The sequence below is a fragment of the Lysobacter sp. A421 genome, from assembly GCF_054052145.1.
Window position 1 is genome coordinate 334,548 of sequence record NZ_JBSVRL010000001.1, and the last position, 25,231, is coordinate 359,778.

Here is a 25,231-nt window from a genome sequence, read left to right on the forward strand (position 1 = left end):
GTAGGCGGAGGGCCTACCCCGTTAGGGCCCGGCCTGTGCGCTGGTGCGCGTCCACTGAGCAACTGGCCGGCCGTCACGCCGCCACCACGACCCAGCCTCGTCCTGCTGCGGCCAGCCGACAGGCGAGTCCTCCCACGTCTCCTGTCGACCGTAGGCAGTGAGGTCAAGCAGTTGGAGAGTGGGCAGCATCGCCTCAATCCCCCGCCACTTCGTTTCGTACGTTTGGAACACCCCTTCGCCGTCCCGAACGTAGCAGCGGAGGTCACCCCCGTTTCGGGTCGCCAGCACATCTCCGGAGTCGGCTGTCGAGTACCACGGCGTCGTCCAACCCATGAAATCCCGGTAGGCAGCGATCTCGGCCCACGGGCCACTGCTGAATACGGCGTAGCTCACGTCGCGTTCGGCCAGATAGGAGCGGACGGCCGAGTTCATTGCCGTCTGACTGTGCGTGCAGCCTTCACACTGTCCTTGGTGAGGTGCGCCCGGGTTCCACATGAAGTGATAGACGATCAACATGCGGCGGCCTTCGAACACATCGTGCAGATGGACCGGGCCGTCCGGACCCACGACCATGACCGGTTCCATCCGCATCATCGGGAGACGCCTCCGAGCGGCGGCCAGTTCATCGCCGGCGCGAGTGTGCGCCTTCTCACGGACCAGTAGTTCAGCGCGAGCCTGTTCCCACTCATCACGGCTAACGATTCTCGGAGTTGCTGATACTTTCATGACATTCCTCCTACTCAAACCAGGCCGCGGCCGCGGTCCGGCGGGCTTTCGAAGGCGGTGATCACGGGGGGCAAGGTCAGCCTCGCCGTGCCGCCTCAATCGTGGCGATATCGATCTTGCGCATCGTCATCATGGCGTCAAATGCGCGCTTGGCCGCCGCGCGGTCGGGGTCAGTGACCGCTTCGATCAGGTCTAGCATCTGAGCTTGCAGTATGTCTGTGCACAAGGTTCCATGAAAGCAGGGGCCGGAGTGCGCCATGAACAACAGGAGGAGATCATGCCCATTGCAATAGCACTCGCGCGGACGCTGTTGGCAGCAGTTGCAGTTTCGCTGGCGCCCGGCTTGTCGGCGCAGGCCGCCGAGGTCGGCCTGGCGCGGCTGGACTGCGGCAACGAGCCCAAACCGGTCAGCGTAGCCTCGTTCTCCGACACCTACGCGTATCCGGATTTCAAGCTGCAGCTGACCTACAGCTGTTACCTGGTCCGACACGGCGACCGGTACCTGCTCTGGGACACGGGTAACCCCATGGATGGTGCACCCGAGGCCCCGAAGGTGCCCCTGGTGGACCTGCTGGCGCGCATCGACGTGCCGGTCGATGCGATCGAGTTCGTCGGCATCAGCCACCACCACACCGACCATACCGGCCAGCTGGCGTCGTTTCCCGATGCGACGCTGCTGATGGGCCGGGGCGACTGGCAACTGATGAGCGCCGGCCAGCCCCCGCCCGGCATGGAAGCGAAGGAGTTCGAGACGCGTCGCGCGCCGCTGGTGCCATGGATCTCCGGTGGCGGCAAGGTGAAGCCCCTGCTGCGCGATCGCGAGGACGTCTTCGGCGATGGCTCGGTGGTCATGATCAGTCTGCCCGGGCACACGCCGGGTCACCACGCGCTGCTGGTCAAGCTCGAGAAGACCGGCTACGTGCTGCTCACCGGCGACGTGACCCACTTCCACGAGAACTACGACAACGATGGCGTGCCGCGCTGGAACGCCGACCGGGCCGATTCGCTCGCGTCGCTGGATCGCTTCCGGAAGATCGCCAAGAACCTGGATGCGACGGTGATCATCCAGCACGACCCCCGCGACGTCTCGAAGTTGCCGGCGTTTCCGGCGTTCGCCGAGTAGCCGGCGGCTGTACGCGCGGGTCAGCCCTCGTCGAGGCCGAGCAGCCGCCTGGCATTGTCATGGCGGATGCTGGCCTTCAGTGCATCGAGCGACTGCTCCAGGCTGGCGACGCGCGGCGACAGACGGGATCGACGGCAAAAACGGAACGCTTGCTGTCAGTTGGCTGGAGCCTGCAGCAGTTTCTGCGCATCGACTATATCCACGCCCTGCATCTGCCCCAGCAGGTTGTCGAACCACGGCTTGTGCGAGGCGCCGACGATCGACACCACGCGGGCGCCCGGGTGCTCTATGAACGCGGCGCGGATGTTGGCCACCATGCGCAGGTTGCGGGTCTCCCAGCCGGCAACGTAGAGCTGGCCGTAGTGCTGTGGCGAGGTCTCGCGCATCGCGGCGCCGAAGTCGCTGTCGGCATGGACTTGCAGGTTGTCGGGGCGGTTGATGAAGCGGTACAACGCCAGCATGTCGCCGCGCTTCTTGAGCTCCTCGATGTGCGTGTCAATCGGCCGCATCTGCGCCGCGGCGGCGTCCCATGCCTGCTGTATCGCCGTGCCGAACGCTTCCAGATCCCCGTCAGGCGCCTCGTAGCTGTCGCCCGTGTGATCGTCGGTGGCGAACACGCGCTCCAACCCGAGCCGGGCGGCCAGTCGCGCCCCGATCTGGTAGCTCTCGCTGTTGTATGCCATGACCTTGTCCAGTCGCGCCACCAGCGCTTCGTCCAGTCCATCCCCGGCGCGTCGTTCGGCCTCCGGCAGCTGCAGCCATTGGGTCAATGCCGAGGCCCGGTCGTTGGCCGCCAGAAACAATGCGGCCAGATGCCGGCGCTGGGCCGGGGTCGGTTGCGCGGGCCAATCCGCCAACGTCTTTTTCACTTCGGCAATGGCTGCCGGTACATCCAGGCCGGTCGCGGCCTTGGCTTCATCAGGGCTGTTGCAATAGCGCGATATTCCTTCCGGGTCGTAGACGGTCGGGTGGCGCGCCATCAGGTCGCAGCTTTCGCCGGAGATCGCCTCGATGGTGACGACATCCGGCTTGAAGGCGGCCAGCCGTGCCAACAGCGGTTCCAGCGATTCCGGCTTGAAGTCTTCTTCCGGCATCTGGGTCAGGTGTACGCTGCCCAGTACCAGCACCTGCGCCCGCTGGCCGGCCATGTCCCTGTCCAGCGTCGACAGGTCGATTTGCGCGTGTGCGGTGCCGGTCAGGGCCAGTCCAAGCGACAGCGCCAGGGTTGTGAGTGTCTTTCGCAATGTCGGGTTCCTCCTAGATGCTCAGGTCGTATGGGTGTCCGGCGGCGCAGTCGTCGACGTCCTGCTCGCTGATGTCGGCGTAGGGCTGCAGTTGCGCAACCGACCGCACCATCCGGTCCTGGTGTTGGCGCACGTCGTCGAGCAGTCCGCAGAACTCCGGCGTGTGGGCGATTTCCCTGGCCTGGCTTTCGATGTGTCGTTCGGCCTGGTCGCCAAGGCCGGTCACGACGCCGAGCAGGGCGGTGACCATCGCGCGGTTGGTCAGGGATTTGGTGTCGTCGAGGGTGAGGTCGACGAGGTCGAGTACGGCGTCGCGGTAGCCGGCGGTTTCGGCGCGCTGGGCATCGGTCAGTGCCAGGGTGTCATCGCCGATGGTCACTGCACCCGATGGGGCGATGCTGGCGGCGGGGCGACCCTCGGCATCCAGCTCCAGGGGCTCGGCGTGAAGCGCAATGCGTTCGGCTTCGATTTCCTTGCTGGCGATCCCGGCGCAGCCAGTCATGAGGGCGGCTACGAGGGCGGCGAGTGCGAGGGCGCGGGTGGGTTGGTTCATGTCAGGCACAAGGAGCTCCATGGTCGGTGCGCGGGCGTTGCGAGCGGGCAGGCTGGCTTGCCCGCTGGGTGGTTTTGGGCGGTGACGGTGATATACGTGACTATTACGGTATTACACGGCTGCCCGCGCCTTCAACCCTGACTATTGGCACGGTGACACGCAGAAGCATGGTTTTCCGCGTCTGGCGCGGTCTGGCCCCACTGACCCGGTTGCACTGGCGCAATGCGGTGATCACGGGCATCACGGGATAGTCAGCCCCGCCGTGCCGCTTCGATCGTGGCGATATCGATCTTCCGCATCGTCATCATGGCGTCGAATGCGCGTTTGGCCGCCGCGCGATCGGGGTCGGTGACCGCTTCGATCAGCACGCGCGGCGAGATCTGCCACGACAGGCCCCACTTGTCCTTGCACCAGCCGCAGGCACTTTCCTCGCCGCCGTTGCCGACGATCGCGTTCCACAGGCGGTCGGTTTCTTCCTGGTCGTCGGTGGAGACCTGGAACGAGAACGCCTCGTCGTGCTTGAACGCCGGGCCGCCATTCAGTCCGAGGCAGGGGATGCCCATCACAGTGAACTCGACGGTCAGGACGTCGCCCTGCTTGCCGTCCGGAAAGTCGCCGGGCGCGTGGTGGACGGCGTCCACCGAACTGTCGGGGAAGGTTTCGGCGTAGAACGTTGCGGCATCGAGCGCGGTGCCGTCATACCAAAGACAAATCGTGTTTTTGCTGATCATCTTGCGTCTCCGAAACAAAGGGGCGGTGAAACGGTGGATCAATGGCAGTGGGAGGAAAGCGGGTGGGCGTACAGGCGGGGGCAGGCAGCGGGCATGTGGGGCTCCGGGTGGGTTACCTGTGCGACGAACGGAGGCGGCGCGACTCGACACCGTTTCAGCTTGCGCCTTAAAACCGGGTCAGGTTCACCGCTCGATCTGGCCGCGTTCGGCGGGAAAGTGAACCTGACCCCGTTCGTCGATCCTGTGTGGCCCACGTAGCGGTGCCCGCCGGGTTAGTCTTCCGTCCTACCGAAAGCAGGATTGAAGGGATGAGAGCCACCGTCGTCGGTCTCGTGACGCCGCATCTGCTGCGCGTCGTCGACCTCGCCAATGAAGCCGAGAACGGCGTCAACGTGGATTGGCATCTGCGCGATGCCGTGGCCAGGTCGATGGGCTCGCTGGGCGACCAGTACAACGCGCCGGCGCTGATGGAGGCGTTTGTCGACGGGCTGGAGAGCGCTGCAGGCAACGCCCCGAAAGCCCGTGTGGCGTATGTGCGCGTCCTGCAGGCCGCGGCTGAGGCAGCGCGCCGTCTCAGGCGCGATTGAACGGAGCAGGGTCTAAAACGGGGTCAGGTTCACTTCTTGATCTGGCCGCGTTCGGCGGGAAAGTGAACCTGACCCCGTTCGCCGGCCCCACACGGGGACCGGTCGCCAGATCGGTTCCCGCGCGTTCTGCAGTGCAACACGGCAGCGATCATGCCCACACCCCCCGTGCGTTCCGCACAACCATCAGGAGAATCCCTCATGGCCAAGACTTTCGCCCTCATGTATTCCTACAGCCCCGACGTGGCGCTCCAGGACGCCACGCGTCCCGCACACCTTGAGCACCTGCGCGGCCTTGTCGACGCCGGCAAGCTCGTCGTTGCAGGACCTTGGGGTCCCGACGACGCGCGCGGCGGCTTACTGATCTTCCGCGTGGGTGATCAAGCGGCCCTCCGGGCAATCGTGGACAGGGATCCGTTCGTCACCCAGGGCGTGGTAGCCACCAGCGAGATCCGCGAGTGGGTGCCCTTGCTAGGCCCTGCCGCCCCGGCACTCGCCGCCGAGAAAGCCAGCTGAGGCGTAATCTCCGCTTACCTCGACCGCACCGAGAACTGCCCATGACCCGTATCGCACCCGCGCTTCCGTTCACCCTTGCGCTCGCCGTGGCGCTGGCCACCGCGTCCTGCGCCACCACTGCCGATGTTGCCGAGCAGACGGATGGGCCGCTGCGTATCGAAGGCACCATCGCCTCCATCGACCTGCAGCCGTGGACCTACGACGGCAATGCCATCGTGCAGGTCGAGACGGAAAGGCGCGGGATTGTGCAGGTCCAGCTCCCGGCCCGCTGGAGCCTGTGCAAGGCGACGCCGGTGGACGTGGAGGGGTTGGTCGTCGGCATGCGCGTGCAGGCGGTCGGTGCCGCATCGGGTGAGGGCGGGTTGGTGGTGTGCGCGGACCCGTCTCACCGGTTGGCGTCAATGGAATAGCGCCGGGACTGGTGTCATTTGCTTCTGCGGCGCGCGGTGTGATTGACTGCCGCGTTATGGGTGTTAGCCCGTAGCCGTCGAAAGTGGGGTTTTATGGCGATTGGTGTGTGGATCAGTTTGGGCCTTTACTTCGCGTTGATGCTGGGCATCGGCTTCTACGCGTACCGCAACTCGACCTCGTCTTCCGAGGAGTACACCCTCGGCGGACGCAAGCTGTCGCCCGCCGTCGCGGCGCTGTCTGCCGGAGCCTCCGACATGAGTGGCTGGCTGCTGCTGGGTTTGCCCGGCGCGCTGTACGTCAGCGGCCTGGTATCGGCCTGGATCGGTATCGGCCTGACTTTGGGTGCACTGGTGAACTGGATCGTGGTCGCACCGCGCCTGCGCGAGCAGACCGAGCGCTACGACAACAGCCTGACCATTCCGCAATTCCTCTCCAAACGATTCCCCAGCAGGGCAATGGCGTTGCGCGTCATCTCGGCGCTGATCGTGGTGGTGTTCTTTTCCGTGTACACCGCATCGGGCCTGGTGGCGGGCGGCAAGCTTGCCGAAAGCGCGTTCAGCGCGGTGCTCGAGTTCAGCTGGATGACCGATTACGCGGCGGGCGTGTCGCTGACCCTTGGGGTGGTGCTCGTGTACACCGTCATCGGGGGTTTTCTGGAAAACGGGGTCAGGTTCACTTACCCCTCGGGTCTGGTTCTTGCCGCGGGCGATGAGCCGGCCGCGCGGAGGCGAAGCGCCGGGTTTTTGCTTCGACCATCGCCTTGAAGACGTCGCGGCCCAGCGCCCGCTGCTGCTGGAGGTAGAGGCGGATCTCTGCCAGTTCTTCGGGTGGGAGTGCTTCGTCCAGCACTTGGCGCCACGCCTTCTGGCGTTGCGTCGCGGTGTCACCAAGGTCTCGCCAGACTGGATGTTCGCAGAGTTCCGAGGTTGCGCGCTGGCCGAGATAGGCCGGGCAACTGGACCAGCGATACGCGGCCGGGTTGTCGGTCAGCTGTGCGCGCACGGGGTTGAGTTCGATGTAGCGATGGCAGCGCAGGACATAGTCTTCGCTATCGACCAGACAGGCCTTGTACCGCCCCTCCCACAAGGTTCCGCTGCGGCCATGCCGGGCGTTGAACAGGCCGACGTAGCTCCTGCCGAGTCGCTGCATGAGGCGACCCACGTCGCCGGCCTCCTGCGGGGTCACGAGGAGGTGGACATGGTTGTCCATGAGGACATAGGCATGCAGCCGGCAGTGCGTTGCAGCGAGCGATTCCCGCAGCAGGTGCAGATACTGGCGCCGGTCACCATCGTCGAGGAAGCAAGGCAGCCGGTTGTTGCCGCGCTGGACCACGTGTTGCGGGATGCCGGGCAGGTCGAGACGGGGGAGGCGGGCCATGTCCATGAGCATGGCGATGCAGTCGCGTGGCGGCAGCCGGCACGTGCCGCCGTTGCGCATCGGGCATCGCCATCGACCAACGTAGGGAAAGTGAACCTGACCCCGTTCTGCCGTTCTGGAACGCGTAATCTCCGCTGACCTCAACCGCAGCGAGAACTGCCCATGACCCGTATCGCACCCGCGCTTCCGTTCACCCTTGCGCTTGCCGTGGCGCTGGCCGCCGCGTCCTGCGCCACCACTGCGGATGTTGCCGAGCAGGCGGATGGGCCGCTGCGCATCGAAGGCACTATCGCCTCCATCGACTTGCAGCCGTGGACCTATGACGGCAATGCGTCAACCGTCTCGACCACCCTATCGGCGACATGCGCGACGATGCCGGTCTGGCCCGGCGCGACGTCATCCGCCATGGTGTGACGATCGGGAAAATCGCCTCCGTTCTGCACACGGAACGGGATTGGCGCGTCGGTGAAAAGCCCGGCGAGTCGCGCGCGCCAGCCCGCCTTGATCGCCTCGACCTCTTCGGCGGTGGAGACATGGCCGGCGCTGTAGACAGCGTGCGTGGGCAGCACCTCCATGCCCGGATAGAAGAGCGCGCCGTGGGTCAGCGGAAAAAGCAGCTCCTCAATCGGTGCGTTGATCCCGCGCGGGCCATAGTCCGCCACAGGTCCACCGGCCTGAACATTTACCAGCGCGCGCTTGCCCTTCAGGATGCCGTCCCCGAAGCGAAACTCGTTGGTGCCGTTCTCGTAGCCATAAGCGAAACCAAAGGCATAGACGCGCTCGATCCAGCCCTTCAGGATCGCGGGCACGCTGTACCACCACAGCGGGAACTGCAGGATGACCGCGTCCGCGGCAAGAAGTTTGGCCTGTTCGGAAACAACATCCGGCGTCTGGTTGCCGGTCGCATAGGCATGGCCCGACTCCATGATGAACGACAGGCGGTCGGGATTGGTGCGGACGGGAAAGTCGTCGGCGTCGAACACCGCTTTCCACTTCATGCCGTAAAGTTCGGATTGCACGATCTCGTGTCCGGCGGCGCCAAGCGTCTCGACAGTAACATCGACCAACTGCCGGGTGAGCGAGGTTGGTTCGGGGTGCGCAGATACAATAAGGATATTCTTCATCATCATGCTTCTCTGGTCTCTGTCGTGGAGTGGAGGGGTGCGCTTCAGCGCTCGCTGGGATGTACCCAGCCAGCGGTTTCACCGGATCGGCCGTCGTGCAGGTCGAGTCGGAAAGGCGCGGGATTGTGCAGGTCCAGCTCCCGGCCCGCTGGAGTTTGTGCAAGGCGGCGCCGGTGGACGTGGAGGGGTTGGTCGTCGGCATGCGTGTGCAGGCGGTCGGTGCCGCATCGGGCGAGGGCGGGTTGGTGGTGTGCGCGGACCCGTCTCACCAGTTGGTGCCACTGGAATAGCGCGGTCGAGCTACCGCGCTGCTACTTCAAAAACGGGGTCAGGTTCACTTCTCGACCTGGCTGCGTTCGGCGGGAAAGTGAACCTGACCCCGTTCTTACGTTCTTATATGATCTGAGCGTCTATATTTCGCCAAGAGATTGCCCATGGATCGCTTGTCCACGTTGTTGTCGCAGTTCGGCGTGCGCGCAAATCTTATTTACAATGGCAAACTGCGCGGCTTGACGTCCTACGATGGCGTTGAACGGCGTGGTTATATCCATCTGCTGCAGGCTGGTAGCGTCACTTTGCTGGGGCCCGATCACAAGGACTTGCTGCTGACCCGCCCCAGCCTGATTTTTATGCCACGCCCCGGCCGGCATCAACTGTTTGCCGGTGAGTCCGAGGGCGCTCAACTATTGTGTGCGTCAATGGAGTTTACGGGCGGGGTAGATAACCCGTTGTCGGCTTCGTTACCCGATTGTCTGGTGCTGCCTCTGGATGAGCTGCCAATGTTGGCCGATACGCTGAAATGGATGTTCGGCGAGGCGGCAGGTGAGCATTGTGGCAGGGAGGCCGCGCTGGATTGCTTGTTCGAGTTGTTGATCATTTTGTTGTTTCGGCACCTGCTCGACCATCACCAGTTACGTACCGGAATGATGGCTGGATTGGCCGACTTGCGACTGGCGCGATCTCTTGTACAGATTCATAACGCACCTCACCGTGCCTGGTCGATCGCGGAACTGGCGAGCGAGTCGAATATGTCGCGTGCAGCCTATGCCGCTAATTTTCGGGCTGTTGTCGGGCAGACACCTGCTAATTATCTGTTGAGTTGGCGTATCAGCCTGGCGCAGAAGCTCCTGCGTGAAGGACGGTCGATTACGCTGATCGCCGCCGAAGTCGGCTATGAAAGTCCATCCGCACTTGCACGCGCATTTCGACGCAAGACGGGCTACAGCCCTCGGGACTGGATGAAAAATCTAGGTCAATCATCGGTTTAACGCCTTTCCAGCTCGGTCAAAGAATGACCGGCCACGAATATCGAAGCGGCAAGCAACCCGATGTCTTTAAGAAGAAACTGACCCGGCGCAACCGAAATGGCTGGAAAACCGAGGCTGGGTTCAATCACGCCAGGGGTCGAGAACATGAAGCTCAAGGTCGTGAAGAACAATCCGGCAGACAGCACACCACCAATCAATGAAAGCTTTGGTGTCAGCAAGCGACCTGCAATCAGAGCACCGATCGAGACCTCCAGCACGCCGAGCAGACTGGAGAAGGTATCGACACTGAAGATGCCATAGACCCAACCCAGGAGAGGGCTATTGCTCACCAGCGGAACCAGTCCCACGGCTTCGTAGTGGGTGAACTTCATGCCGCCGAACCAGAAATAAATGACGGCAAGTGCAAAATAAGCACCGTAGGCGCCTATTGCCATGGTTTTTATCCCGAGCGTTGAATGGTTTTGTGCGCTGTTTCTATAGTTCTCGATGCTTAAGGCTTTCATGATCAAGGCTTCCAAGAGTGTGGTGAGGAACGCTAATCAGCAACCTAACGCGGTGTGCGTTGGGAGTGGAGACAGTGTTGCCTTTGATTCCACGCTCGTGGCTTCTGAACGTATTGCGTTCAGTGCAGATCGTCTTGACTCATTGCAGGCCTTTAAAGAGGAGGCGCTCTGCGAGAAAGGCGATGAACACCCGGGTTCGGGCCGGAACGTAATCGCGCAAAAACGGGGTCACCTCAATATGACCCCTCGATCGACAAGCTGGCTGATTTCCGAGAAAAGGTGATCTACGAGAACACCCTCACCACAGGAGGACGGGTGTCTGCTTCAACCAGGTGTTGGTCGCCAGTTGCTCCACCACGAACCGGGCGACATCGGCGCGCGCTACCTTCCCGCCGTGGACGCTGGCGAGGCCGGCAGTGGCCCTGAGACTTCCGCGAGCGGGGTCGTTGGTGAGCATGCCCGGCCGGACGATGACCCAATCGAGTGCGCTGGCGCGAATCGCGTCTTCCTGACGACCCTTGTCTTTGTAGGCATGGCGAAGCAATAAGGGCTGGAATAGCCGATCGAATACGAAGCCGCCGTGGCCGCGGCTGTCCCCAACGCCCAAGGCGGAGATGCAGACCAGACGACGCACACCGCTGCGGTTCATCGCCGGGATCAGCGCGTGTGTCGCTTCGGTCAGCAGGCTGACCTCGCTGAAGCCAACTCCCGTCCCGAGCGAGCTGACGACGGCATCGCAGCCGTCCAAGGCGCGCATGAGGGCGCTTTGATCCCGAACATCGCCTTCGATGATGTCTGCTCCCAAGAGATCGGGCGCGCTCGCCTTCGAGCGAACCATCGCCACGACCCAATGACCTTTCTCCAAGGCGTCGTGGACGATCAGCCGTCCGGTCCCGCCTGTTGCACCCAAAACTAGAACCTTCATGTTCGACCTCGATCGTTGTTGGTATGGACGCCGCACTTCACAAGGAAGCGGGCGCAGAGTCGCGATGGGATGGGACCGTCAGCCGAAGGTGAACGCATAGGCGCTCACGCCGGGGTCGAGGAAGGTGATCTTGAACACCCGCTCGCCGGTACCGTGGTCCTGGCGCACCAGTTGGTACAGCCGTTGCGAGGTCACCGTGCCGTTGCCGTCGGCATCGGTGTCCATGCCGTGGTCGGCGCCCGGCGCATGGCCATCCAGCGTGACGCGGAAGCGCACCGGCTTGCCGTCCCTGGTCGGGCCCAGTACCAGGTGCAGGTCGCGACCACGGAAGCGGAAGCTGATGCTGCCGCCGGCACGTTCGAGCGTGGCGTCCTGCGGATGCACCGTCCAGCGGCCGTCGAGTGCCCATTGGTTGCTGGCCAGCGTGGCGGGCGCGTGGTAGTCGAATGCGTCGTCATGGGCTACTTGGCCGCTGGCGAAATGCTCCGCGCGTGCATAGCCCACGTAGGTTTCCGGCGAGCGCTGCGCATCACCCGAAGACGCCGCTTCCGCGCCTTTCGCGCCCGGTTTCACGTAGCCGCCCGGCAGGTTCTTGAAGCCCGCAGTGGTGAGCAGGCGGCGAATCATGTCCTCGCCTTCCGCGTAGCCACCTTCGCCGAAATGGTGAGCGCGGATGCGACCCTGCGCATCGATGAAATAGTGGGCAGGCCAGTATTGGTTATTGAAGCCCTTCCAGATCGCGTAGTTGTTATCCAGCGCCACCGGATACTTCACGCCCAGCCGCTTCACCGCGGCGCCCACGTTGGCTGGATCCTTCTCGAAGGCGAATTCCGGCGCATGCACCCCGATGATGACCAGGCCGTGGTCCCTGTACTTGTCGTACCAGGCCTCGACGTAGGGCAGCGTGCGCAGGCAGTTGATGCAGGAGTAGGTCCAGAAATCCACGAGCACCACCTTGCCGCGCAGCGATTGCGGGGTCAGCGGTGCGCTGTTGAGCCAGCCGGTGGCGCCGCCCAGCGAGGGGAACTCGCCTTCGATCGGCAGCGGCTCGCCGGCCTTCGGCGCAGGTGACGCGGAGGCCGTAGGCATGGGCCGTACCGCATCAATCAGCGTCTGCTCGATGCGGCCGGTGCTGGCCAGCGAGATGCGGGTGAGCAGGCCGGTATCCGCACCCAGCGCAATCGCGACCACGCCGCATAACACCAGCACACCCAGACCGCGACGCACCCATTCGCCGACACCCAGCGAGCGCTTCATCATGGCGAACACCCGCCCGCCCACGGCCAGTGCCAACGCCAGCGAGGTGGCCGCACCGGCGGCGTAGACGAGCAGCAACAGGGTCGTGCCTACGCTGGCGCCGTTCAGCGCCGCGCCGGTCAGCAGCAGACCCAGGATCGGCCCCGCGCACGGCGCCCACAGCAGGCCGGTGGCGATGCCCAGGCCCGCCGCGCTCCAGATCGAATCCTGTTTGGAGTCGGCGTGTTGCGACAGCCGGTTGCCCAGTGCCACAAACGGCCGCGTGATCCATTCGGCCAGACGCGTGGACAGCAGGGTAAGGCCGAGGAACGCCAGCACCACCAGCGCCGCGATGCGACCGTACTGGTTCGCGTGCACCGCCCAGCCACCGCCGACTGCCGCCAGCGAGGCTACCAGGGCGAAGGTGAGCGCCATGCCGATCAGCATCGGCAGGCCGTTGCGCGCAAATGGCCGGTCGGCGCGGGCGAACACGAACGGCAGCACCGGCAGGATGCACGGGCTGAGAATGGTGAGGACGCCGCCGAGGTAGGCGAGCAGCAGCAGGATCATGGCGTGGGGCACCTAATGAAGGATTCGCTGGGGTATTCGCCGGTTCTGGCCCGGCGGTTACATCCACAGGTGGGGGTAACCATCGCGGTGGATGCGGCGAATCCTGAAATGAGTGCAGTGATTTGGAATGAGCATGCCCCCTTGACCGCTACCGGTTCACGGGTACTAGATGACGGTCTGATTTCATCATCGGATCGCCCTTTTACCGTGTCAGCCGAACCCGCCAGCCCCAGCAAGCAGGCCGAGCGCCAGCGGGCAGCGTGGATGGCTGCCGCGCAGGCGGGCGATCGGCGCGCGTATGAGCGTGTGTTGGCCAGTGCGTTGTCGCTGATCCGCAGCGTGGCGCGTCGGCAGGGCGTCCCGGTGGATGCGGTCGACGACGTGGTGCAGGAAACCCTGATGACCGTGCATCGCGTGCGCCACACCTATGACCCGACCCGCTCCTTCGACGCTTGGCTTGCCGCTATCGCCAGCCGTCGTGCGATCGATGCATTGCGTAGCCAGGGGCGCCGTGGCCGGCGCGAAGTGCACGACGAATTCGCGCTGGACCAGTATGCCGCTCATGATGATGCCAGCGCCGAAGGCGAACGCGAACAACAGGCCCGGCGCCTGCGCGACGCCATCGCCGAGCTGCCGCCGGGCCAGCGTGAAGCGGTGGAGCAACTGGGCTTGAAGGAACACACGCTGGCCGAGGCAGCCATCCTCACTGGGCGCAACACCGGCGCGCTGAAAGTGAATCTGCACCGCGCACTGAAGGCCTTGCGCGGCCGCCTGCACGGAGAACCGTAGAAACCATGTCGTCCGATCCACGCCGCCCCGAAGCCCTGATCGATACGCTCGTTGCCGAACTGACGCCGGTACGGCGTCTGCCGCCGCCGTGGCTGCGCACGCTCGGCTGGCTGCTCGCCGTGGCAGTGATCGCCGTGGGGTTGCTGGCGCGCTATGGCGACCAGCCGATGCTGCAGCGCTGGGCCGGTGCGCCTGATCTGGCCTGGGCTGCCGCCGGTGCCGTGCTCACCGCCGTCTGCGCCGCCTGGTCCGCCTTTGTGCTGGCCGTGCCCGGGCGTTCGCGCGCATGGGCCTGGCTGCCGTTGCCCGGCCTGTTGCTGTGGATCGGCGCCAGCGGTCTGGGCTGTCTGCGCACCTGGCTGGCACCGGATACCAGCATCGCCACCTTGCACCAGTCGGTCGACTGTCTGCTGTTCATCATCGGCTTCTCGATCCCGTTGTCGGTGCTGATGGTCTGGCTGCTGCGCCGCGCCTGTCCGCTGCGGCCGGCGCTCACCGCGGTGATGGTGGGATTGGCCAGCGCCGCCGCTTCGGCCAGCCTGCTGGGAATCTGCCACGCCTTCGACGCGGCCGCCACCGATCTACTGACCCATGCGCTGGCCGTGGCCATCGTGGTGATGGTCAATGTGGCGATGGGCGGCCGACTGCTGTCGCGGCATTGATCGGTGGCGCATCGCAGTCATCGTGCGTCGTGGTTTGTCTCGAGGTAACCGCCGGCGCATGGCCTGCGAAGGAATGGGTGGGAGCGGCCAGATCGCTTCCGTCCCTTTTCCCTCCAAGGATGCACCCATGAACACACGCACGCTTGTCGCCCTGGTTACTGCCGTCGCCGTCGGCGCCTTCGCTTTCGGCCCGGTCTTCGCGCAGGATGCGATGACCAGCGGTTCCGGTTCGGCGATGTCGCACGACGCCATGCCCAAGGACAGCATGATGAAGCACGACGCCATGAAATCCGGCGCCATGAAGCATCCGTCCATGAAGTCCGACGGCATGATGGAAAAAGATGGCGCGATGAAGAAGGGCGCCATGAAGCACGATGCCATGAAAATGAAGAAGACCGGCGGTGATGCCATGAGCAGCGGCGGCTGAAACGACCAGGAGCCTGTCGGCCACTCAAGCCCGACAGGCTCCTGGCAACAACGGTCACCGCGATCAGCTGTTTTTCCCGCGCACTAAGCGCGCCTTCAGTGAACACGGCGTTGTCGAAAGCCCAGTACGCTTCAAGGTATCCGAACCTGGTGACGTGACCCTGCCTTCGCCACGCGTGATGCGGCAAGAATGGCCATCGTCAGCTACATTGAGGGCTTCTATAACCGCAAACGGCTTCATCAGACGCTCGGCTATCGGGTGCCGGCTGTGGTCGATGACGAGGCCTTGAGTGCTTAATCAACGTGTCCGAAAAAGCCGGGCCACCTCAGGTTCACTTCTCGATCTGGCCGTATTCGGCGGGAAAGTGGACCTGACCCCGTTCTAGGCCCGCCAGGCGCGGGGGCTCACATCCCTTGCGCCAACGCTTCCTCCACCGCACTGAACGCCGACTGCCCGCCGAGCCGATCGCCCGGCATGCCGGTGACGAACCAGACCACGCCGGTGCCACCCGCGCGGTCGAGCCACAGGCCCGACTGCAATCCGTACGCCGACCCGGAGTGGCCGACACGCGGCACGCCGTCGCCGAACGGGTCGTCGCGGCAGCCCTCCACCGGTGTGGCCAGCGTCTGCATCGCCAACCCATAGCGGCAGAAGAACCCTTCGCCGACGTCGCCAGTGTCGGCTTCATAGGTCATGCCGTCGCCGGGCGTGTATTGCCATTGCGGGGTCGCCAGTGCCTGCACCGAGGCCGATGTCAGCAGGCGCACGCCGTCCAACTCGCCTTCGGCCAGCAGCATCCGTCCGATCCGCGCCAGCCCGTTGGCCGAGATCCGCAGTCCGCCCTGCGGCGCGAACAGCGCACCGTTATCGCCCGCGCGCCACTGTGCCAGGTCGCAACTGCCGTCCTGCGCAGGGGTCACCGGGCAAGCGGGCTTGTGACCGTTCAGATCATCGTCCTTGTTCGGCTCGCCCTCGCCGTTGTAGATCACCACCGCGCGCGCGGCGGCCGCGTCGTTGCAGGTGGCCCAGTTGAAACAGCCCTCGATGCCGAGCGGTTGCAGCACCAGTCGGTCCATCAGGCGGTCGAAGCGCTCGCCAGTGGCACGCTCCATCACCTGCACCACCAGCGGGAAGTTGAGATTGGTGTAGCGGAAATACGTGCCCGGCGCATGCGCGGTGTCCCACGCGCTGGGATCGTCGAGGATGTCGTGCAGTTGCCCGCCCAGCGGCGTCTGCCAGTAGCCGGCCGCATCGGTGAGGCTGGAGCGGTGCGACATCAGCAGGCGCAGCGTGATCGGTGTGTCCGGGAACGCCGGGTTGCGCAGCGGCCAGCCGAGCAGATCGCCCACGTCGGCGTCGAGGTCGAGCGTGCCGTCCTCGACCAGCCGCATCACTCCGATCGCGGTCACCAGTTTGGAGATCGAAGCGATCCGCACCGGGTCGCCCGCGGTGACCTTGCGCCCGGTCGTCTTGTCGGCGATGCCGTGGACGTAGGTTGACGTGACACCGTCGTGGTCGAAGGTGACCCGCACGGTAGCAACCGGCTCGGTGGCGTGGGCGAGGGATGTGGCGGCGAACAGCAGTGCAGCGAGGAAGGTGATTTTGGTCATGGGGTGGCAATCTGACTCCGGATGAACCTGCATGAACATGCCCGTTTTACTTCTCGTGGTCGAGCCCCTGCGGGAGCCCGGTCCGATTTCCGCGACAATACGCATCCCGTTGAGACTTTCGCACCCCCATGCCCCCATTGCGCGTGACGCTGATCTCCCTGCTGTTTGCGGCCAGCACCGTGTTGCACGTCGCGCCGCTGCTGCTGGTGGCGGTGGTCAAGGCGCTGCTCCCGTTCGCACGCCTGCGCAAGGCCAGCAACCCGGTGCTGACCGGCTTGGCGGAAAGCTGGATCGGGGTGAACAACTGGCTATGGGACCGCTTCTTCGGCACGCGCGTCGATGTGCAGCAGGACGTGGCACTGCAGAAGGATGGCCACTACCTCGTGCTGGCCAATCACCAGAGCTGGGTGGACATCCTGGTGTTGCAGAAGGTGTTCAACCGGCGCATCCCGCTGCTGCGTTTCTTCCTGAAACGGCAGCTGTTCTGGGTGCCGCTGCTGGGGCTGGCGTGGTGGGCGCTGGACTTCCCGTTCATGGGTCGCCACACACCCAAACAGGTCGCGCGGCGTCCCGAGCTGGCCGGGCGCGATATCGAAGCCACCCGCCGTGCCTGCGAGAAATTCCGCGAGATCCCGGTGGCGATCATGAACTTCGTCGAGGGCACGCGGTTCACGCCGGCCAAGCATGCGACGCAGGGCGCGCCGTACCGGCACCTGCTCAAGCCCAAGTCGGGCGGCGTGGCGTTCGTGCTGGATGCGATGGGCGATGGCCTGCACGCGATTCTCGATGTCACCATCGCCTATCCCGGCGGACGGCCGTCGATGATGGATTTGATGGCCGGCCGCGTCCCCGCGATCCACGTGCACGTGCGCGAGCGCCCGATCCCCGATGAACTGCTGGAAGGCGACTACCGCAACGACCGCGCCTTCCGTGTCCGGTTCCAGCAATGGATGAACGGGCTGTGGCAGGAGAAGGATGCGGACGTGGCGCGCCTGCTGGGGGAGTGAAGCGGGGTCGATCGATGTACAAGCCAAGGGCATCGGTCGTCGTCGTGCGTGAAGGATGGTCCGCATTTGCCACCATCCCTCCCGCGCGGCAAACTGTTTCCCGCCGCAGGATCGCGGCCTTGCCCATCAAGGAGGATGCATGTTTCGTATCGATAAAGACGGGGTGGTCCGCAGTGCGCTCGTCGAAGCGCGCCGGTTCACGGCGCTGGAGCGCGGCGACATGCCGGTGGTGAACGGCATCGTCGTCCACCAGACCGGCGGCTCGACCGCACAGTCGACATTCAACAGCTACCGCAACAGCAACATTGGTGCCCACTTCCTGATCGAGAAGGACGGGAAGATCTATCAGACGGCATCGCTATACAAGCGCGCCAACCACGTCGGGCTCCTGCGCTCGCGTTGCCTGGAACGGCACGTCTGCGCACCGGCGGAGTTGAAGCGATTGCAGTCCGCGACGCTACGTACGCGCAGCACGATGGAGTATGGCAAGGCGTTCCCCGACCGTTTTCCGTCGAACCGCGACAGCATCGGCATTGAGCTGGTCGGCGAGTACAACCGCAACCCCGACTTCGGCAAGGTCCGGGGCGCGGACGAGTTCCTGTACGTCCCGGTAACTGACGAGCAGAACGCTGCACTGCGGTGGTTGGTGGGCGAGCTCCGGCGCACGCTCAAGGTGGCGGCCGATGAGGTGTATCGGCATCCGAAGGTGTCCTACAAAACCCCGACCGAGGCGGCGACCGCGGCATGGTGAGGATGCTCCGTTGTAGCCTGACTGTTGCACTCAGCCTCGGTATCGCGGCATGCGCCTTGTCCGTGCCGGGTACCCAAGCCGGCGGGCGGACCGGGTCTGGTCTGATCGTGGAGACGCTCCAAGTTACTGAGAACGGTGCGGCTAGGCCCGATGTGGACCCGGATGAATGTCGGGGATTCGTGCTGGACGAGGGCAGGATCAAGCGGGTGTTGGAGGGCAGCGAGTCGGTCAGCCGCGACCAGTACATGCACGAGCTTCCATGGTCGCCGTGCCTCGCTCGTGGACGGGTTGTGCTGACGGACGGTCGGATGGCGACCTGGACGATCCGGCAGTACGGCACCGGGTCGGTCCTTCTGGATGACGGTGGTGAGTTGTTCCTGTGGTGCCGGACCTGCGCGCGTCCGCCCTTCATGCCGATCGAGTAGCTCCGGATGGGACCTGACGTGGGACCGCGCAGGCAATGTGGCGGACCCCGACCCGTATCAGATCTCATCGACCGCAAAGGGCTCGAAGTGCTGCTTTGAACAAAGCGCGCGGACTTGGGTGCGCTAACCTTGGCCGCATCCTGATCGGCGAGTGACAGCATGCAAAGACGAGACTTCATCCAGAGCGTGGCGCTGGCGGCGCTCCTCCCACTGGTGGGCAGCGGCGGCAGTGCGATCGCGGCACCACGCGGGCGATTGCTGCCGGCGGCGCTGAACCCGGGCGACACCGTCGCGCTGGTCAGCCCGTCCTCGGCGACGGACGAGCGGCTCAGCCTGCAGCTGGCGCAGGAAGTGATGCAGGCGCTGGGCTTCAAGGTGAAGACCGGCGCGCACTATGCGTCGAGGTACGGTCATCTGGCGGGCACCGACGCCGAGCGCGCCGGCGACCTCAACATGATGTTCGCCGACGACGAGGTCAAGGCCATCATTTGCGTCCGCGGCGGGTCCGGCGCCGCGCGGCTGCTGCCGCTGCTGGACTACGACACCATCCGCGCCAATCCCAAGGTGTTGCTCGGTTATTCGGACATCACCGCGCTGCATAACGCCATCCTCGCGCAGGCCGGACTGGTCACCTTCCACGGGCCGATTGGCGCCGCCAGTTGGAACGCCTTCAACGTCGACCAGTTCAAGCGCCTGTTCTTCGACCGCGAGCTGATGCATTACAAGAATGTGGTCGATGCCGGCGACGAGCTGGTGCCACGCAAGCACCGCACGCTCACCATCACCGGCGGCAAGGCGCGCGGCGAACTGGTCGGCGGCAACCTGTCGGTGCTGGTGGCGCTGGCCGGGTCGCCGTATCTACCGGAGTTCGACGGCAAGATCCTGTTCCTGGAGGACGTGGAGGAGGCGCCGTACCGTATCGACCGCATGCTCACCACGTTGAAGCTGATGGGCGCGCTGGACCGGATCGCCGGCTTCATCTTCGGCAAATGCACCGACTGCGACCCCGGCGAGGGTTACGGCTCGCTGACGCTGGACCAGATTTTCGACGACCACATCAAGCCGCTCGGCATCCCCGCCTACCGCGGCGCGATGATCGGGCACATCCGGGAGCAGTTCATCGTGCCGGTCGGCGGGCAGGTGGAGATGGATGCCGATGCCGGCACATTCCGGATGCTGGAGCCGGTGTTCCAGGCCGGGTAGGGCCATCACCAGCAGGTGACCGTTCCCTTAGTCCGCTCGCGCCGTTTCAACGCGGTGCCAGGGTGATGCTCGGGTGCGTGGCGATGATCTCCAGCACGATGTCGAAGAACGTCTGGCCCGTGCCGGCCTCCAGCGCATCGAGGTCGCGCTGGATGCGTGCATCGTCGTAACGCCCCGGTACATCGAGTTTCGCCTGCAGGAAGGCGCGCGTTGCCTCGATGCCGAGGTCACGCTGGTTCTTCTCGAACTCCGTCCAGACCAGCGTGACCGGGGCGCTACCGTCGAGTGCGCCGTAGCCGCCGTACAACAGGTCGTTCAGTGCATCCAGGCTGTGGCCGAGCGTCCAGTCGACGCCTGTCATGAAGACGCGGTTGATCTCGTCATAGAACGACGGGATGTCATGGATGCGGCTGCCATCAATGGTCAGGAATGAAGTCATGGGCGTGTCCTGGCGATCACCCGCATTGTATCCGGCGGATCCTTGGTCGACTGACGTGATGGCAGGTTGCGCGGCCAAGGTGTGACCCGATCGCCCAGCTCCGTTAATGTGACCCGTACTCACTCCAGCGGAGACGCGACGATGCAGCAACCGGGTTGGTCCAGGCGCGAGGTACTAGGTGCAATGGTCGCGGGGGCTGCCTACGCGGCGGTTCCGCCAGTGGTGGGTGCGCAGCCCGCATCACAGACAGGCGGCTTGCTCTTCCGCGACACTCTCCTGGTCGACGGCACCGGTGCTCCCGGTCGCGCCACCGATGTCCTCATCCGCGGCGACCGCATCGAACACATCGGCACGCTGTCCGCCCGTGAGTTGCGCGGTGTGCGCGTCATCGAAGGCGGCGGCCGCGTCCTCGCGCCGGGCTTTATCGACCTGCACACCCACGGCGACCCGCTGGAGGAGGCGTACACGCCGTACCTCGCGATGGGCGTGACCACCGTGGTGCTCGGCCAGGACGGCGGCAGTCCGTCGCTGCCGGACAAGGGCACCAACGCCGACAGCCTGTCGTCATGGATGGACGCAGTGGGCCGCGCCACACCGGACATCAACATCGCGACCCTCTCTGGCCATGGAGCGCTGCGCCGCCGCGCCGGCATCGACGACGGCACGCGGCGGCCGTCGGACGCGCAGTTGGCGCGGATGCAGGCGATCCTCGAGCATGACCTGCGTGCCGGGGCCTTCGGCCTGTCCACCGGGCTGGAGTACGTGCCCGGCCGCTACGCGGAAATGCGCGAGCTCACCAGCCTGGGGCCGGTGATCGCCCGCCATGACGGCGTGGCGATGAGCCACATGCGGTCCGAGGATGCCGACGACGTGCGCGATTCCATCCGCGAGCTGGTCACGGCCGCCGGTCCCGCGCGCGCCCACGTCTCGCACCTGAAGATGGTCTACGGCAAGGGTGAACCCGCCGCAGAGGAGCTGCTCGCGTTCTTGCAGAGTCTGCGTGGGCCTGACCAGCCGCTGACCGCCGACGCCTACCCGTACGAGGCCAGCTACACCGGCGTCGGCATCCTGTTCCCGGAGTGGGCGCTGCCGCCGACCGATTACGCCACCGTGCTGCAGACCCGTCGCGACGAGCTACGCGCCTACCTCCAACAACGCATGGAAAAGCGCGGTGGCCCGTCGGCGCTGCTGTTTGGCACCGGCCCGCATGCCGGGCACACGCTGGCCGAAGTGGCCGCGCAGCGCGACCTGCCGTTCGCCGACGCGCTGATGGAGATCGGTCCCCGTGGCGGCCAGGCCGCGCATTTCGTGATGGACCGTGCGCTGCAGGACCGTCTGCTGCTGGACCCGATGGTGGCGGTGGCGTCCGACGGCTCGCCCGGTGGCAGCCACCCGCGCGGCGCCGGCACGTTTGCCAAGTGGATCGAGGATTTCGTGGTCGGCACGTCGCAAGTGCCGCTGGAGGAAGCGGTGCGCAAGGCTAGCGGCTTCGCGGCTTCGATTCTGGGCTTGACCGACCGCGGCGTGATTCGCACGGGAGCGAAGGCCGACCTGGTGCTGTTCGATCCGGCCAAGGTGCAGGCGCACGCTGACTACGTGAATCCGACCGCGATGGCCGAAGGGTTCGACTTGGTGTTGGTGAACGGCCAGCCAGCCTTGGAGGATGGCGAGCCGGTGGGACGGGCAGGACGGATGTTGCGGCGGGATGGTTGACCCGGGAGCCCTGGATCCGCCAATTCCTGCAGGAGGAGCGCCTGCTGCTACTTCATCGAGTGCAACCCGAAAAGGTTGCCCTCGGTATCAAATACCAGCGAGATGAAACCGTACTCGCCAATCGACATCTTCTTGCGCTGGATGCGGCCGCCGGCAGCCTCGACGCGGCTTTCCTCCAGGGCGACGTCTTCGGAGTCGAAGTAGACCAGCGTGCTGTTGCCGCCGGACGGGGTGCCGTCCATCTTCACCAGCGTGCCGCCCGCGCCCGTGCGGTCCATCTCCGCCGGGAAGGCCTTCATCTCCATCCCGGTGTCGTTCGGGTCGCCCAGCGGTGCCAGTTTCACCTGCAGCACGGCCTCGTAGAACCGCTGCGCGCGGGCCATGTCCTGCACGTAGATCTCGAACCAGACGATGGGGTTGGTTTTCATAGCGATATGCCTCGTGGGTTGGGTGGTGGAAAGAGGGCCTGTGCAGACCCTTCTGACATACGACGAACGGCGAGGGCAGGGATCGACATCAGGCCGTGGCTCGGCCCGTGTGTGGTGTGCGGATCAACGCGGTGAGGTCAAACCCCTGGGCCCGCGCGATCGACAGGTAGCGGTTGCGCGCGGCCTCGTCGAGTTGCGGGTCGCGTGCGAGCAGCCACAGGTACTTGCGGTCCGGGCTGCCGACCAGTGCGACGGTGTAGTCGGGCTCGAGCGCTATGATCCAGTAGTCACCTTTGGTAAACGGGATCCAGCGCAAGCCGTCGGGCAGGAAGCTGACTTCCAGCCTGCTGCCGCTGTCGTCGGTGGCGGTGGCCTCTCCATCGGCCTGCTCGACCTCGCCGTCGCGGCGCATGCGGTTGCACACCCGCACCTTGCCGTTGTCCTGCAGCGTGTAGGTGGCGGAGATGTCGGTCGCGTCTTCGGGCTCGTGGCGCATGGGAAGGCGCGCCAGCTCGTACCAGGTTCCCATGTAGCGCTGGATGTCGACGCGGGGAGCGGTGGCCAGTTCGGGATGATTAGTCATGGGGAGGCCGTGGGGAAGGGACCGTAAGAGGATCGCCGGATGAGTGTTAAGCGGTCGTGCCGGTGTAGTCGGCGAGGGCACCACATTGCATGGCGCCAGTTCAAAAGCTGGCCATCTGATTGGGCGGTCCTTCAGCTGCCCAGCAGCCGTGTCCGCACGAAGTCCCCGTATATCGGGTCCTCGTCCTCGAAAATTTCGGGGTCGAGCAGGTAGGCGCGTGCGAGTTCGTCGGCTGCGCGCTCCTCGTCGCCCAGCTCCAGTTGGCACTGGCCAAGGCGCAAGTGCAGGAAGGGGTTGCCGATGGCGTCCGGGCAGTGCATGGCGCTGCTCAGGTTGTCGCGGCCGGCCTCGAAGTCGCCGGCCTGGAAGTTGCTGTCGCCGATGGCGGCCAAGAGCCAGGTGGCAGCTTCCCATTGGGTCTGTGGCTCGGGCAGCAGCCCCCACGCGGCCCAGTAGCACTCGAGTGCGGAGGTGAAGTCGCCTGCCTCGGCGAGGTCGTCGCCGTTGGCGCTGAGCGCTTCAATCTGCGCGTGGATGTCGTCGTCCAGTTCCATCATGTCGGCTCGCGGGGAAACCGGCATGTTCGCTGCCAAAGTTTGCAGTTGTACGACGATGGTGGCCGCATCGTCTGCAGCGCAGCTGTCACATTGAACGGCCATGCTGCGGAATGCTCATGCACACGGTCACGTTGGCCAGACTGATCGCAACCACCGCTGCCAGGCTGGCAGCGGTCCTCGCCTTGCCGCTGCTGTTCGCCGGCTGCATCGGCGGCCAGGACTACGCGGAGATCCGCGCCGAGGCGCTCCAGCGCGGCGGTGGGGCCGAGCCCTTCCTGGTGCGCGAGGCAGAGGCCGCAGTTGCAGCCCGGCTGTCAGCCGAGGCCGGCACCCTGGTCCTCGCCTCGATCTCGATTGCGCCGGATCATCTGGCCCTGGTTGCCGCGGACCCGCGCATACCCGGCAACTGGGACCGCTATCGATATGCCAGTGGCCGGCTGGGTGAGCCCATGCCCGTGCGGGCGCGGCCCGGCGCACTGTCCGGGTTCCGGCTGGGCGAATTCCGGGCGCTGGATCGGCTGCCGACGCTGGTTGCCGACGCCCGTGCGCGGATCGGGTTTGCCGAGGGCCAGTTGGGGACGGTGGAAATCAAGCCCGCGGTGAACGCGAAGGCGGACGAGGGGCGCAGACCCGGCCCGCGCCTTTGGGTCCGTATTACTGATCCGCGTCGAGGCACAGCAGCGCAGCAGTACGACGCCGAAGGCAGGCCGCTGTGAAGCGCCCCGGGCCTTCCGATCGGGCGTCCCGGACAGCGATCGCGGCGATGGCGGCAGCGGCGTCGATGGTGGCGGCCGTGTTCCTGGTCCTCATCCTGTGGGTGGTCTGGCCGGGCGCGATGGCCCATGCCGCACCGCTGGCCTGCCCGGCCGGGTTCCCCGACCCGTTCGTGCTGGAGGAGGTCTACAGCCTGCCCGGCGAAACCCGGTGGACGTGGTCGCTGGTTTGCATGTCCGCGCACGGCGCGATCTACCGCCCCGGATCGACCATCCCCTGGGCGCTCGGCGTCGCCATCCTGTGGCTGCCGTGCATGGTCATCGCCCTTGCCGTGGTTCATGCGCGCATGAAGAGGTGATGATCCCCCGGAGCGCTTGTCACCCTGCGTTGTGGCGTGATGTGCATGCTGACCCTGTCTTCCTTTTTGCGGAATTGCCTTATGCCCCTGAGAAATGCATTCCTCCTGTTATGCCTGTGCGTGCCCGTCCTCGCGTCCTGCAGCGACCAACGCAGTGTCAGTCCGAGCGATGACGCCGCCGTTGTTGCGAACGATGCCGCAGACGAAACCACCCCCGACGTGCAGCCGACAGCGGACGCGCCGGTGGCCCCGGTCACGGAAGGGCCGACGCTTGGGGGCGACGGATCGCAGATCACATTGCTGCCGTTGGACACGAAACAGTTGGACGGCGTTGATCTTCCAGGCGAGCTGGCCTGCAGTTTTTCCGATGGCGACGGCGGGACGCTGTTGCTGGCGCGTGCGGACGTGGTTCCCGACGGGATGGTCCGTGGCGTGCTGAACAACAACGGGTATGTGGAGATGCTGGGCAACGGCCGGGCGGGTGGATTCAACGACTTGGCTGATGGCATCACCCTGTCCGGCAAGGGCCTTGTGGTGGAGCTCCAGCGCGGCGATTCACAGCCCACCGGCAACGAGGCGACGCAGCATGTTGCCGCCCTCAAGGTGCAGCGGGCCGACGGCGCCGAGCGGATCTACGACGGCACGCTGACGTGTGGTCCCTGAAGCGCGGGCGC

32 protein-coding genes and 2 pseudogenes are annotated in these 25,231 nt (G+C 65.2%); 19 read left to right on the forward strand and 15 right to left on the reverse strand.

Annotated elements, in window-relative coordinates; all coding sequences use genetic code 11:
• Window positions 1–21: 21 nt before the first annotated feature.
• Together ACW7G6_RS01520 and ACW7G6_RS01525 are read right to left on the reverse strand one after the other, a co-directional pair.
• Window positions 22–726 carry a DUF899 family protein gene (locus ACW7G6_RS01520; RefSeq protein ID WP_456979124.1) on the reverse strand — a complete coding sequence of 235 codons (705 nt, stop codon included), beginning with the start codon at window positions 724–726 and terminating at the stop codon, window positions 22–24.
• Between the two features lie 76 nt (window positions 727–802).
• Window positions 803–916: pseudogene (locus tag ACW7G6_RS01525) on the reverse strand (VOC family protein); the annotation flags it as partial.
• An 87-nt stretch (window positions 917–1,003) separates the two neighbouring features.
• On the opposite strand from ACW7G6_RS01525, the gene ACW7G6_RS01530 reads away from it, so the two are divergent.
• Window positions 1,004–1,849, forward strand: coding sequence for an N-acyl homoserine lactonase family protein (locus ACW7G6_RS01530; RefSeq protein ID WP_456979125.1), 846 nt, complete (start codon window positions 1,004–1,006; stop codon window positions 1,847–1,849).
• 155 nt (window positions 1,850–2,004) lie between these two features.
• Here ACW7G6_RS01530 and ACW7G6_RS01535 read toward each other — a convergent pair whose 3' ends face one another.
• From ACW7G6_RS01535 to ACW7G6_RS01545, 3 genes are all read right to left on the reverse strand, one after another.
• On the reverse strand, window positions 2,005–3,093 hold the full coding sequence (locus tag ACW7G6_RS01535) for a DUF5694 domain-containing protein (protein WP_456979126.1): 1,089 nt from the start codon (window positions 3,091–3,093) through the stop codon (window positions 2,005–2,007).
• Between the two features lie 13 nt (window positions 3,094–3,106).
• Window positions 3,107–3,646, reverse strand: a complete 540-nt coding sequence (locus ACW7G6_RS01540) for a hypothetical protein (RefSeq protein WP_456979127.1) — start codon at window positions 3,644–3,646, stop codon at window positions 3,107–3,109.
• A 251-nt stretch (window positions 3,647–3,897) separates the two neighbouring features.
• Window positions 3,898–4,377 (reverse strand): VOC family protein, encoded by a 480-nt coding sequence (locus ACW7G6_RS01545; RefSeq protein ID WP_456979866.1) that lies wholly within the window; start codon window positions 4,375–4,377, stop codon window positions 3,898–3,900.
• Between the two features lie 308 nt (window positions 4,378–4,685).
• On the opposite strand from ACW7G6_RS01545, the gene ACW7G6_RS01550 reads away from it, so the two are divergent.
• From ACW7G6_RS01550 to ACW7G6_RS01565, 4 genes are all read left to right on the forward strand, one after another.
• Window positions 4,686–4,964, forward strand: a complete 279-nt coding sequence (locus ACW7G6_RS01550) for a hypothetical protein (protein ID WP_456979128.1) — start codon at window positions 4,686–4,688, stop codon at window positions 4,962–4,964.
• A gap of 198 nt (window positions 4,965–5,162) precedes the next feature.
• Window positions 5,163–5,477: a YciI family protein gene (locus ACW7G6_RS01555; protein WP_456979129.1), complete on the forward strand. Its 315-nt coding sequence runs from the start codon at window positions 5,163–5,165 to the stop codon at window positions 5,475–5,477.
• Window positions 5,478–5,518: 41 nt separating this feature from the next.
• Complete coding sequence (locus tag ACW7G6_RS01560) at window positions 5,519–5,887, forward strand: hypothetical protein (protein ID WP_456979130.1); 369 nt, start codon at window positions 5,519–5,521, stop codon at window positions 5,885–5,887.
• Window positions 5,888–6,025: 138 nt separating this feature from the next.
• Window positions 6,026–6,652: a sodium:solute symporter family transporter gene (locus ACW7G6_RS01565; protein WP_456997406.1), complete on the forward strand. Its 627-nt coding sequence runs from the start codon at window positions 6,026–6,028 to the stop codon at window positions 6,650–6,652.
• Here the strand turns inward: ACW7G6_RS01565 and ACW7G6_RS01570 are convergent.
• Together ACW7G6_RS01570 and ACW7G6_RS01575 are read right to left on the reverse strand one after the other, a co-directional pair.
• Window positions 6,561–7,325 (reverse strand): transposase, encoded by a 765-nt coding sequence (locus tag ACW7G6_RS01570; RefSeq protein WP_456979132.1) that lies wholly within the window; start codon window positions 7,323–7,325, stop codon window positions 6,561–6,563. The genes ACW7G6_RS01565 and ACW7G6_RS01570 overlap by 92 nt on opposite strands.
• A 257-nt stretch (window positions 7,326–7,582) precedes the next feature.
• A complete protein-coding gene (locus tag ACW7G6_RS01575; RefSeq protein WP_456979133.1) occupies window positions 7,583–8,392 on the reverse strand; it encodes an NAD(P)H-dependent oxidoreductase in 810 nt (269 codons plus the stop codon).
• 122 nt (window positions 8,393–8,514) lie between these two features.
• On the opposite strand from ACW7G6_RS01575, the gene ACW7G6_RS01580 reads away from it, so the two are divergent.
• Together ACW7G6_RS01580 and ACW7G6_RS01585 are read left to right on the forward strand one after the other, a co-directional pair.
• Window positions 8,515–8,679, forward strand: coding sequence for a hypothetical protein (locus ACW7G6_RS01580; RefSeq protein WP_456997407.1), 165 nt, complete (start codon window positions 8,515–8,517; stop codon window positions 8,677–8,679).
• 144 nt (window positions 8,680–8,823) lie between these two features.
• On the forward strand, window positions 8,824–9,657 hold the full coding sequence (locus ACW7G6_RS01585) for an AraC family transcriptional regulator (protein ID WP_456979135.1): 834 nt from the start codon (window positions 8,824–8,826) through the stop codon (window positions 9,655–9,657).
• Here ACW7G6_RS01585 and ACW7G6_RS01590 read toward each other — a convergent pair.
• The 3 genes from ACW7G6_RS01590 to ACW7G6_RS01600 all read right to left on the reverse strand — a co-directional run bounded on the left by ACW7G6_RS01590 (window position 9,654) and on the right by ACW7G6_RS01600 (window position 12,891).
• On the reverse strand, window positions 9,654–10,160 hold the full coding sequence (locus ACW7G6_RS01590) for a YkgB family protein (RefSeq protein WP_456979136.1): 507 nt from the start codon (window positions 10,158–10,160) through the stop codon (window positions 9,654–9,656). The two genes, ACW7G6_RS01585 and ACW7G6_RS01590, sit on opposite strands and share 4 nt — an antisense overlap.
• A 298-nt stretch (window positions 10,161–10,458) precedes the next feature.
• On the reverse strand, window positions 10,459–11,085 hold the full coding sequence (locus ACW7G6_RS01595) for an NAD(P)-dependent oxidoreductase (protein ID WP_456979137.1): 627 nt from the start codon (window positions 11,083–11,085) through the stop codon (window positions 10,459–10,461).
• Between the two features lie 78 nt (window positions 11,086–11,163).
• Window positions 11,164–12,891, reverse strand: a complete 1,728-nt coding sequence (locus ACW7G6_RS01600; protein ID WP_456979138.1) for a cytochrome c biogenesis protein DipZ — start codon at window positions 12,889–12,891, stop codon at window positions 11,164–11,166.
• Between the two features lie 264 nt (window positions 12,892–13,155).
• Between ACW7G6_RS01600 and ACW7G6_RS01605 the strand changes: the two genes are divergently transcribed.
• From ACW7G6_RS01605 to ACW7G6_RS01620, 4 genes and pseudogenes are all read left to right on the forward strand, one after another.
• On the forward strand, window positions 13,156–13,680 hold the full coding sequence (locus ACW7G6_RS01605; protein ID WP_456979867.1) for an RNA polymerase sigma factor: 525 nt from the start codon (window positions 13,156–13,158) through the stop codon (window positions 13,678–13,680).
• A 5-nt stretch (window positions 13,681–13,685) separates the two neighbouring features.
• Complete coding sequence (locus tag ACW7G6_RS01610; protein WP_456979139.1) at window positions 13,686–14,342, forward strand: NrsF family protein; 657 nt, start codon at window positions 13,686–13,688, stop codon at window positions 14,340–14,342.
• A gap of 127 nt (window positions 14,343–14,469) precedes the next feature.
• Window positions 14,470–14,769: a pentapeptide MXKDX repeat protein gene (locus tag ACW7G6_RS01615; RefSeq protein WP_456979140.1), complete on the forward strand. Its 300-nt coding sequence runs from the start codon at window positions 14,470–14,472 to the stop codon at window positions 14,767–14,769.
• A gap of 165 nt (window positions 14,770–14,934) precedes the next feature.
• Window positions 14,935–15,066, forward strand: a pseudogene (locus ACW7G6_RS01620) (IS3-like element ISBce13 family transposase); the annotation flags it as partial.
• Between the two features lie 107 nt (window positions 15,067–15,173).
• Here the strand turns inward: ACW7G6_RS01620 and ACW7G6_RS01625 are convergent.
• Entirely contained in the window at window positions 15,174–16,379 is a 1,206-nt protein-coding gene (locus ACW7G6_RS01625) for a serine hydrolase domain-containing protein (RefSeq protein ID WP_456979141.1), read from the reverse strand.
• Between the two features lie 128 nt (window positions 16,380–16,507).
• On the opposite strand from ACW7G6_RS01625, the gene ACW7G6_RS01630 reads away from it, so the two are divergent.
• The 4 genes from ACW7G6_RS01630 to ACW7G6_RS01645 all read left to right on the forward strand — a co-directional run bounded on the left by ACW7G6_RS01630 (window position 16,508) and on the right by ACW7G6_RS01645 (window position 19,765).
• Window positions 16,508–17,386: an acyltransferase gene (locus tag ACW7G6_RS01630; RefSeq protein WP_456979142.1), complete on the forward strand. Its 879-nt coding sequence runs from the start codon at window positions 16,508–16,510 to the stop codon at window positions 17,384–17,386.
• A gap of 139 nt (window positions 17,387–17,525) precedes the next feature.
• The gene (locus ACW7G6_RS01635; protein ID WP_456979143.1) at window positions 17,526–18,137 is read left to right on the forward strand and encodes a peptidoglycan recognition protein family protein; all 612 of its coding nucleotides are present in this window, start codon (window positions 17,526–17,528) and stop codon (window positions 18,135–18,137) included.
• A gap of 152 nt (window positions 18,138–18,289) precedes the next feature.
• A complete protein-coding gene (locus ACW7G6_RS01640; RefSeq protein ID WP_456997408.1) occupies window positions 18,290–18,562 on the forward strand; it encodes a hypothetical protein in 273 nt (90 codons plus the stop codon).
• Window positions 18,563–18,721: 159 nt separating this feature from the next.
• Window positions 18,722–19,765 carry a S66 peptidase family protein gene (locus ACW7G6_RS01645; RefSeq protein ID WP_456979145.1) on the forward strand — a complete coding sequence of 348 codons (1,044 nt, stop codon included), beginning with the start codon at window positions 18,722–18,724 and terminating at the stop codon, window positions 19,763–19,765.
• A 46-nt stretch (window positions 19,766–19,811) separates the two neighbouring features.
• Here ACW7G6_RS01645 and ACW7G6_RS01650 read toward each other — a convergent pair whose 3' ends face one another.
• Window positions 19,812–20,204, reverse strand: coding sequence for a barstar family protein (locus ACW7G6_RS01650; protein WP_456979146.1), 393 nt, complete (start codon window positions 20,202–20,204; stop codon window positions 19,812–19,814).
• A 255-nt stretch (window positions 20,205–20,459) separates the two neighbouring features.
• Here ACW7G6_RS01650 and ACW7G6_RS01655 point away from each other — a divergent pair, with 255 nt between their 5' ends.
• Complete coding sequence (locus ACW7G6_RS01655; protein WP_456979147.1) at window positions 20,460–21,917, forward strand: N-acyl-D-amino-acid deacylase family protein; 1,458 nt, start codon at window positions 20,460–20,462, stop codon at window positions 21,915–21,917.
• Between the two features lie 47 nt (window positions 21,918–21,964).
• Here the strand turns inward: ACW7G6_RS01655 and ACW7G6_RS01660 are convergent, their stop codons facing one another.
• The 3 genes from ACW7G6_RS01660 to ACW7G6_RS01670 form a co-directional block, all read right to left on the reverse strand.
• The gene (locus ACW7G6_RS01660; protein WP_456979148.1) at window positions 21,965–22,345 is read right to left on the reverse strand and encodes a VOC family protein; all 381 of its coding nucleotides are present in this window, start codon (window positions 22,343–22,345) and stop codon (window positions 21,965–21,967) included.
• Between the two features lie 88 nt (window positions 22,346–22,433).
• Window positions 22,434–22,928 (reverse strand): lipocalin family protein, encoded by a 495-nt coding sequence (locus ACW7G6_RS01665; RefSeq protein ID WP_456979149.1) that lies wholly within the window; start codon window positions 22,926–22,928, stop codon window positions 22,434–22,436.
• Between the two features lie 131 nt (window positions 22,929–23,059).
• Window positions 23,060–23,587, reverse strand: coding sequence for a tetratricopeptide repeat protein (locus ACW7G6_RS01670; protein WP_456997409.1), 528 nt, complete (start codon window positions 23,585–23,587; stop codon window positions 23,060–23,062).
• Window positions 23,588–23,601: 14 nt separating this feature from the next.
• Between ACW7G6_RS01670 and ACW7G6_RS01675 the strand changes: the two genes are divergently transcribed.
• The 3 genes from ACW7G6_RS01675 to ACW7G6_RS01685 are packed head-to-tail and all read left to right on the forward strand — an operon-like array spanning window position 23,602 to window position 25,220.
• Window positions 23,602–24,201 carry a hypothetical protein gene (locus tag ACW7G6_RS01675; protein ID WP_456997410.1) on the forward strand — a complete coding sequence of 200 codons (600 nt, stop codon included), beginning with the start codon at window positions 23,602–23,604 and terminating at the stop codon, window positions 24,199–24,201.
• 47 nt (window positions 24,202–24,248) lie between these two features.
• The gene (locus ACW7G6_RS01680) at window positions 24,249–24,557 is read left to right on the forward strand and encodes a hypothetical protein (protein WP_456997411.1); all 309 of its coding nucleotides are present in this window, start codon (window positions 24,249–24,251) and stop codon (window positions 24,555–24,557) included.
• A 45-nt stretch (window positions 24,558–24,602) separates the two neighbouring features.
• Window positions 24,603–25,220, forward strand: a complete 618-nt coding sequence (locus tag ACW7G6_RS01685; RefSeq protein ID WP_456997412.1) for a hypothetical protein — start codon at window positions 24,603–24,605, stop codon at window positions 25,218–25,220.
• Window positions 25,221–25,231 lie beyond the last annotated feature (11 nt).

What these genes read in the sequence shown, in the direction of transcription:
- ACW7G6_RS01590 (WP_456979136.1), bottom strand. Translation starts at nt 10,160, where the DNA reads ATGAAAGCCTTAAGCATCGAGAACTATAGAAACAGCGCACAAAACCAT.
- ACW7G6_RS01635 (WP_456979143.1), top strand. Translation starts at nt 17,526, where the DNA reads ATGTTTCGTATCGATAAAGACGGGGTGGTCCGCAGTGCGCTCGTCGAA.
- ACW7G6_RS01575 (WP_456979133.1), bottom strand. Translation starts at nt 8,392, where the DNA reads ATGATGAAGAATATCCTTATTGTATCTGCGCACCCCGAACCAACCTCG.
- ACW7G6_RS01660 (WP_456979148.1), bottom strand. Translation starts at nt 22,345, where the DNA reads ATGAAAACCAACCCCATCGTCTGGTTCGAGATCTACGTGCAGGACATG.
- ACW7G6_RS01540 (WP_456979127.1), bottom strand. Translation starts at nt 3,646, where the DNA reads ATGAACCAACCCACCCGCGCCCTCGCACTCGCCGCCCTCGTAGCCGCC.
- ACW7G6_RS01605 (WP_456979867.1), top strand. Translation starts at nt 13,156, where the DNA reads ATGGCTGCCGCGCAGGCGGGCGATCGGCGCGCGTATGAGCGTGTGTTG.
- ACW7G6_RS01550 (WP_456979128.1), top strand. Translation starts at nt 4,686, where the DNA reads ATGAGAGCCACCGTCGTCGGTCTCGTGACGCCGCATCTGCTGCGCGTC.
- ACW7G6_RS01555 (WP_456979129.1), top strand. Translation starts at nt 5,163, where the DNA reads ATGGCCAAGACTTTCGCCCTCATGTATTCCTACAGCCCCGACGTGGCG.
- ACW7G6_RS01560 (WP_456979130.1), top strand. Translation starts at nt 5,519, where the DNA reads ATGACCCGTATCGCACCCGCGCTTCCGTTCACCCTTGCGCTCGCCGTG.
- ACW7G6_RS01530 (WP_456979125.1), top strand. Translation starts at nt 1,004, where the DNA reads ATGCCCATTGCAATAGCACTCGCGCGGACGCTGTTGGCAGCAGTTGCA.
- ACW7G6_RS01610 (WP_456979139.1), top strand. Translation starts at nt 13,686, where the DNA reads ATGTCGTCCGATCCACGCCGCCCCGAAGCCCTGATCGATACGCTCGTT.
- ACW7G6_RS01570 (WP_456979132.1), bottom strand. Translation starts at nt 7,325, where the DNA reads ATGCGCAACGGCGGCACGTGCCGGCTGCCGCCACGCGACTGCATCGCC.
- ACW7G6_RS01520 (WP_456979124.1), bottom strand. Translation starts at nt 726, where the DNA reads ATGAAAGTATCAGCAACTCCGAGAATCGTTAGCCGTGATGAGTGGGAA.
- ACW7G6_RS01645 (WP_456979145.1), top strand. Translation starts at nt 18,722, where the DNA reads ATGCAAAGACGAGACTTCATCCAGAGCGTGGCGCTGGCGGCGCTCCTC.
- ACW7G6_RS01595 (WP_456979137.1), bottom strand. Translation starts at nt 11,085, where the DNA reads ATGAAGGTTCTAGTTTTGGGTGCAACAGGCGGGACCGGACGGCTGATC.
- ACW7G6_RS01630 (WP_456979142.1), top strand. Translation starts at nt 16,508, where the DNA reads ATGCCCCCATTGCGCGTGACGCTGATCTCCCTGCTGTTTGCGGCCAGC.
- ACW7G6_RS01545 (WP_456979866.1), bottom strand. Translation starts at nt 4,377, where the DNA reads ATGATCAGCAAAAACACGATTTGTCTTTGGTATGACGGCACCGCGCTC.
- ACW7G6_RS01615 (WP_456979140.1), top strand. Translation starts at nt 14,470, where the DNA reads ATGAACACACGCACGCTTGTCGCCCTGGTTACTGCCGTCGCCGTCGGC.
- ACW7G6_RS01625 (WP_456979141.1), bottom strand. Translation starts at nt 16,379, where the DNA reads ATGACCAAAATCACCTTCCTCGCTGCACTGCTGTTCGCCGCCACATCC.
- ACW7G6_RS01670 (WP_456997409.1), bottom strand. Translation starts at nt 23,587, where the DNA reads ATGGCCGTTCAATGTGACAGCTGCGCTGCAGACGATGCGGCCACCATC.
- ACW7G6_RS01675 (WP_456997410.1), top strand. Translation starts at nt 23,602, where the DNA reads ATGCACACGGTCACGTTGGCCAGACTGATCGCAACCACCGCTGCCAGG.
- ACW7G6_RS01680 (WP_456997411.1), top strand. Translation starts at nt 24,249, where the DNA reads ATGGCGGCAGCGGCGTCGATGGTGGCGGCCGTGTTCCTGGTCCTCATC.
- ACW7G6_RS01650 (WP_456979146.1), bottom strand. Translation starts at nt 20,204, where the DNA reads ATGACTTCATTCCTGACCATTGATGGCAGCCGCATCCATGACATCCCG.
- ACW7G6_RS01585 (WP_456979135.1), top strand. Translation starts at nt 8,824, where the DNA reads ATGGATCGCTTGTCCACGTTGTTGTCGCAGTTCGGCGTGCGCGCAAAT.
- ACW7G6_RS01565 (WP_456997406.1), top strand. Translation starts at nt 6,026, where the DNA reads ATGCTGGGCATCGGCTTCTACGCGTACCGCAACTCGACCTCGTCTTCC.
- ACW7G6_RS01685 (WP_456997412.1), top strand. Translation starts at nt 24,603, where the DNA reads ATGCTGACCCTGTCTTCCTTTTTGCGGAATTGCCTTATGCCCCTGAGA.
- ACW7G6_RS01665 (WP_456979149.1), bottom strand. Translation starts at nt 22,928, where the DNA reads ATGACTAATCATCCCGAACTGGCCACCGCTCCCCGCGTCGACATCCAG.
- ACW7G6_RS01600 (WP_456979138.1), bottom strand. Translation starts at nt 12,891, where the DNA reads ATGATCCTGCTGCTGCTCGCCTACCTCGGCGGCGTCCTCACCATTCTC.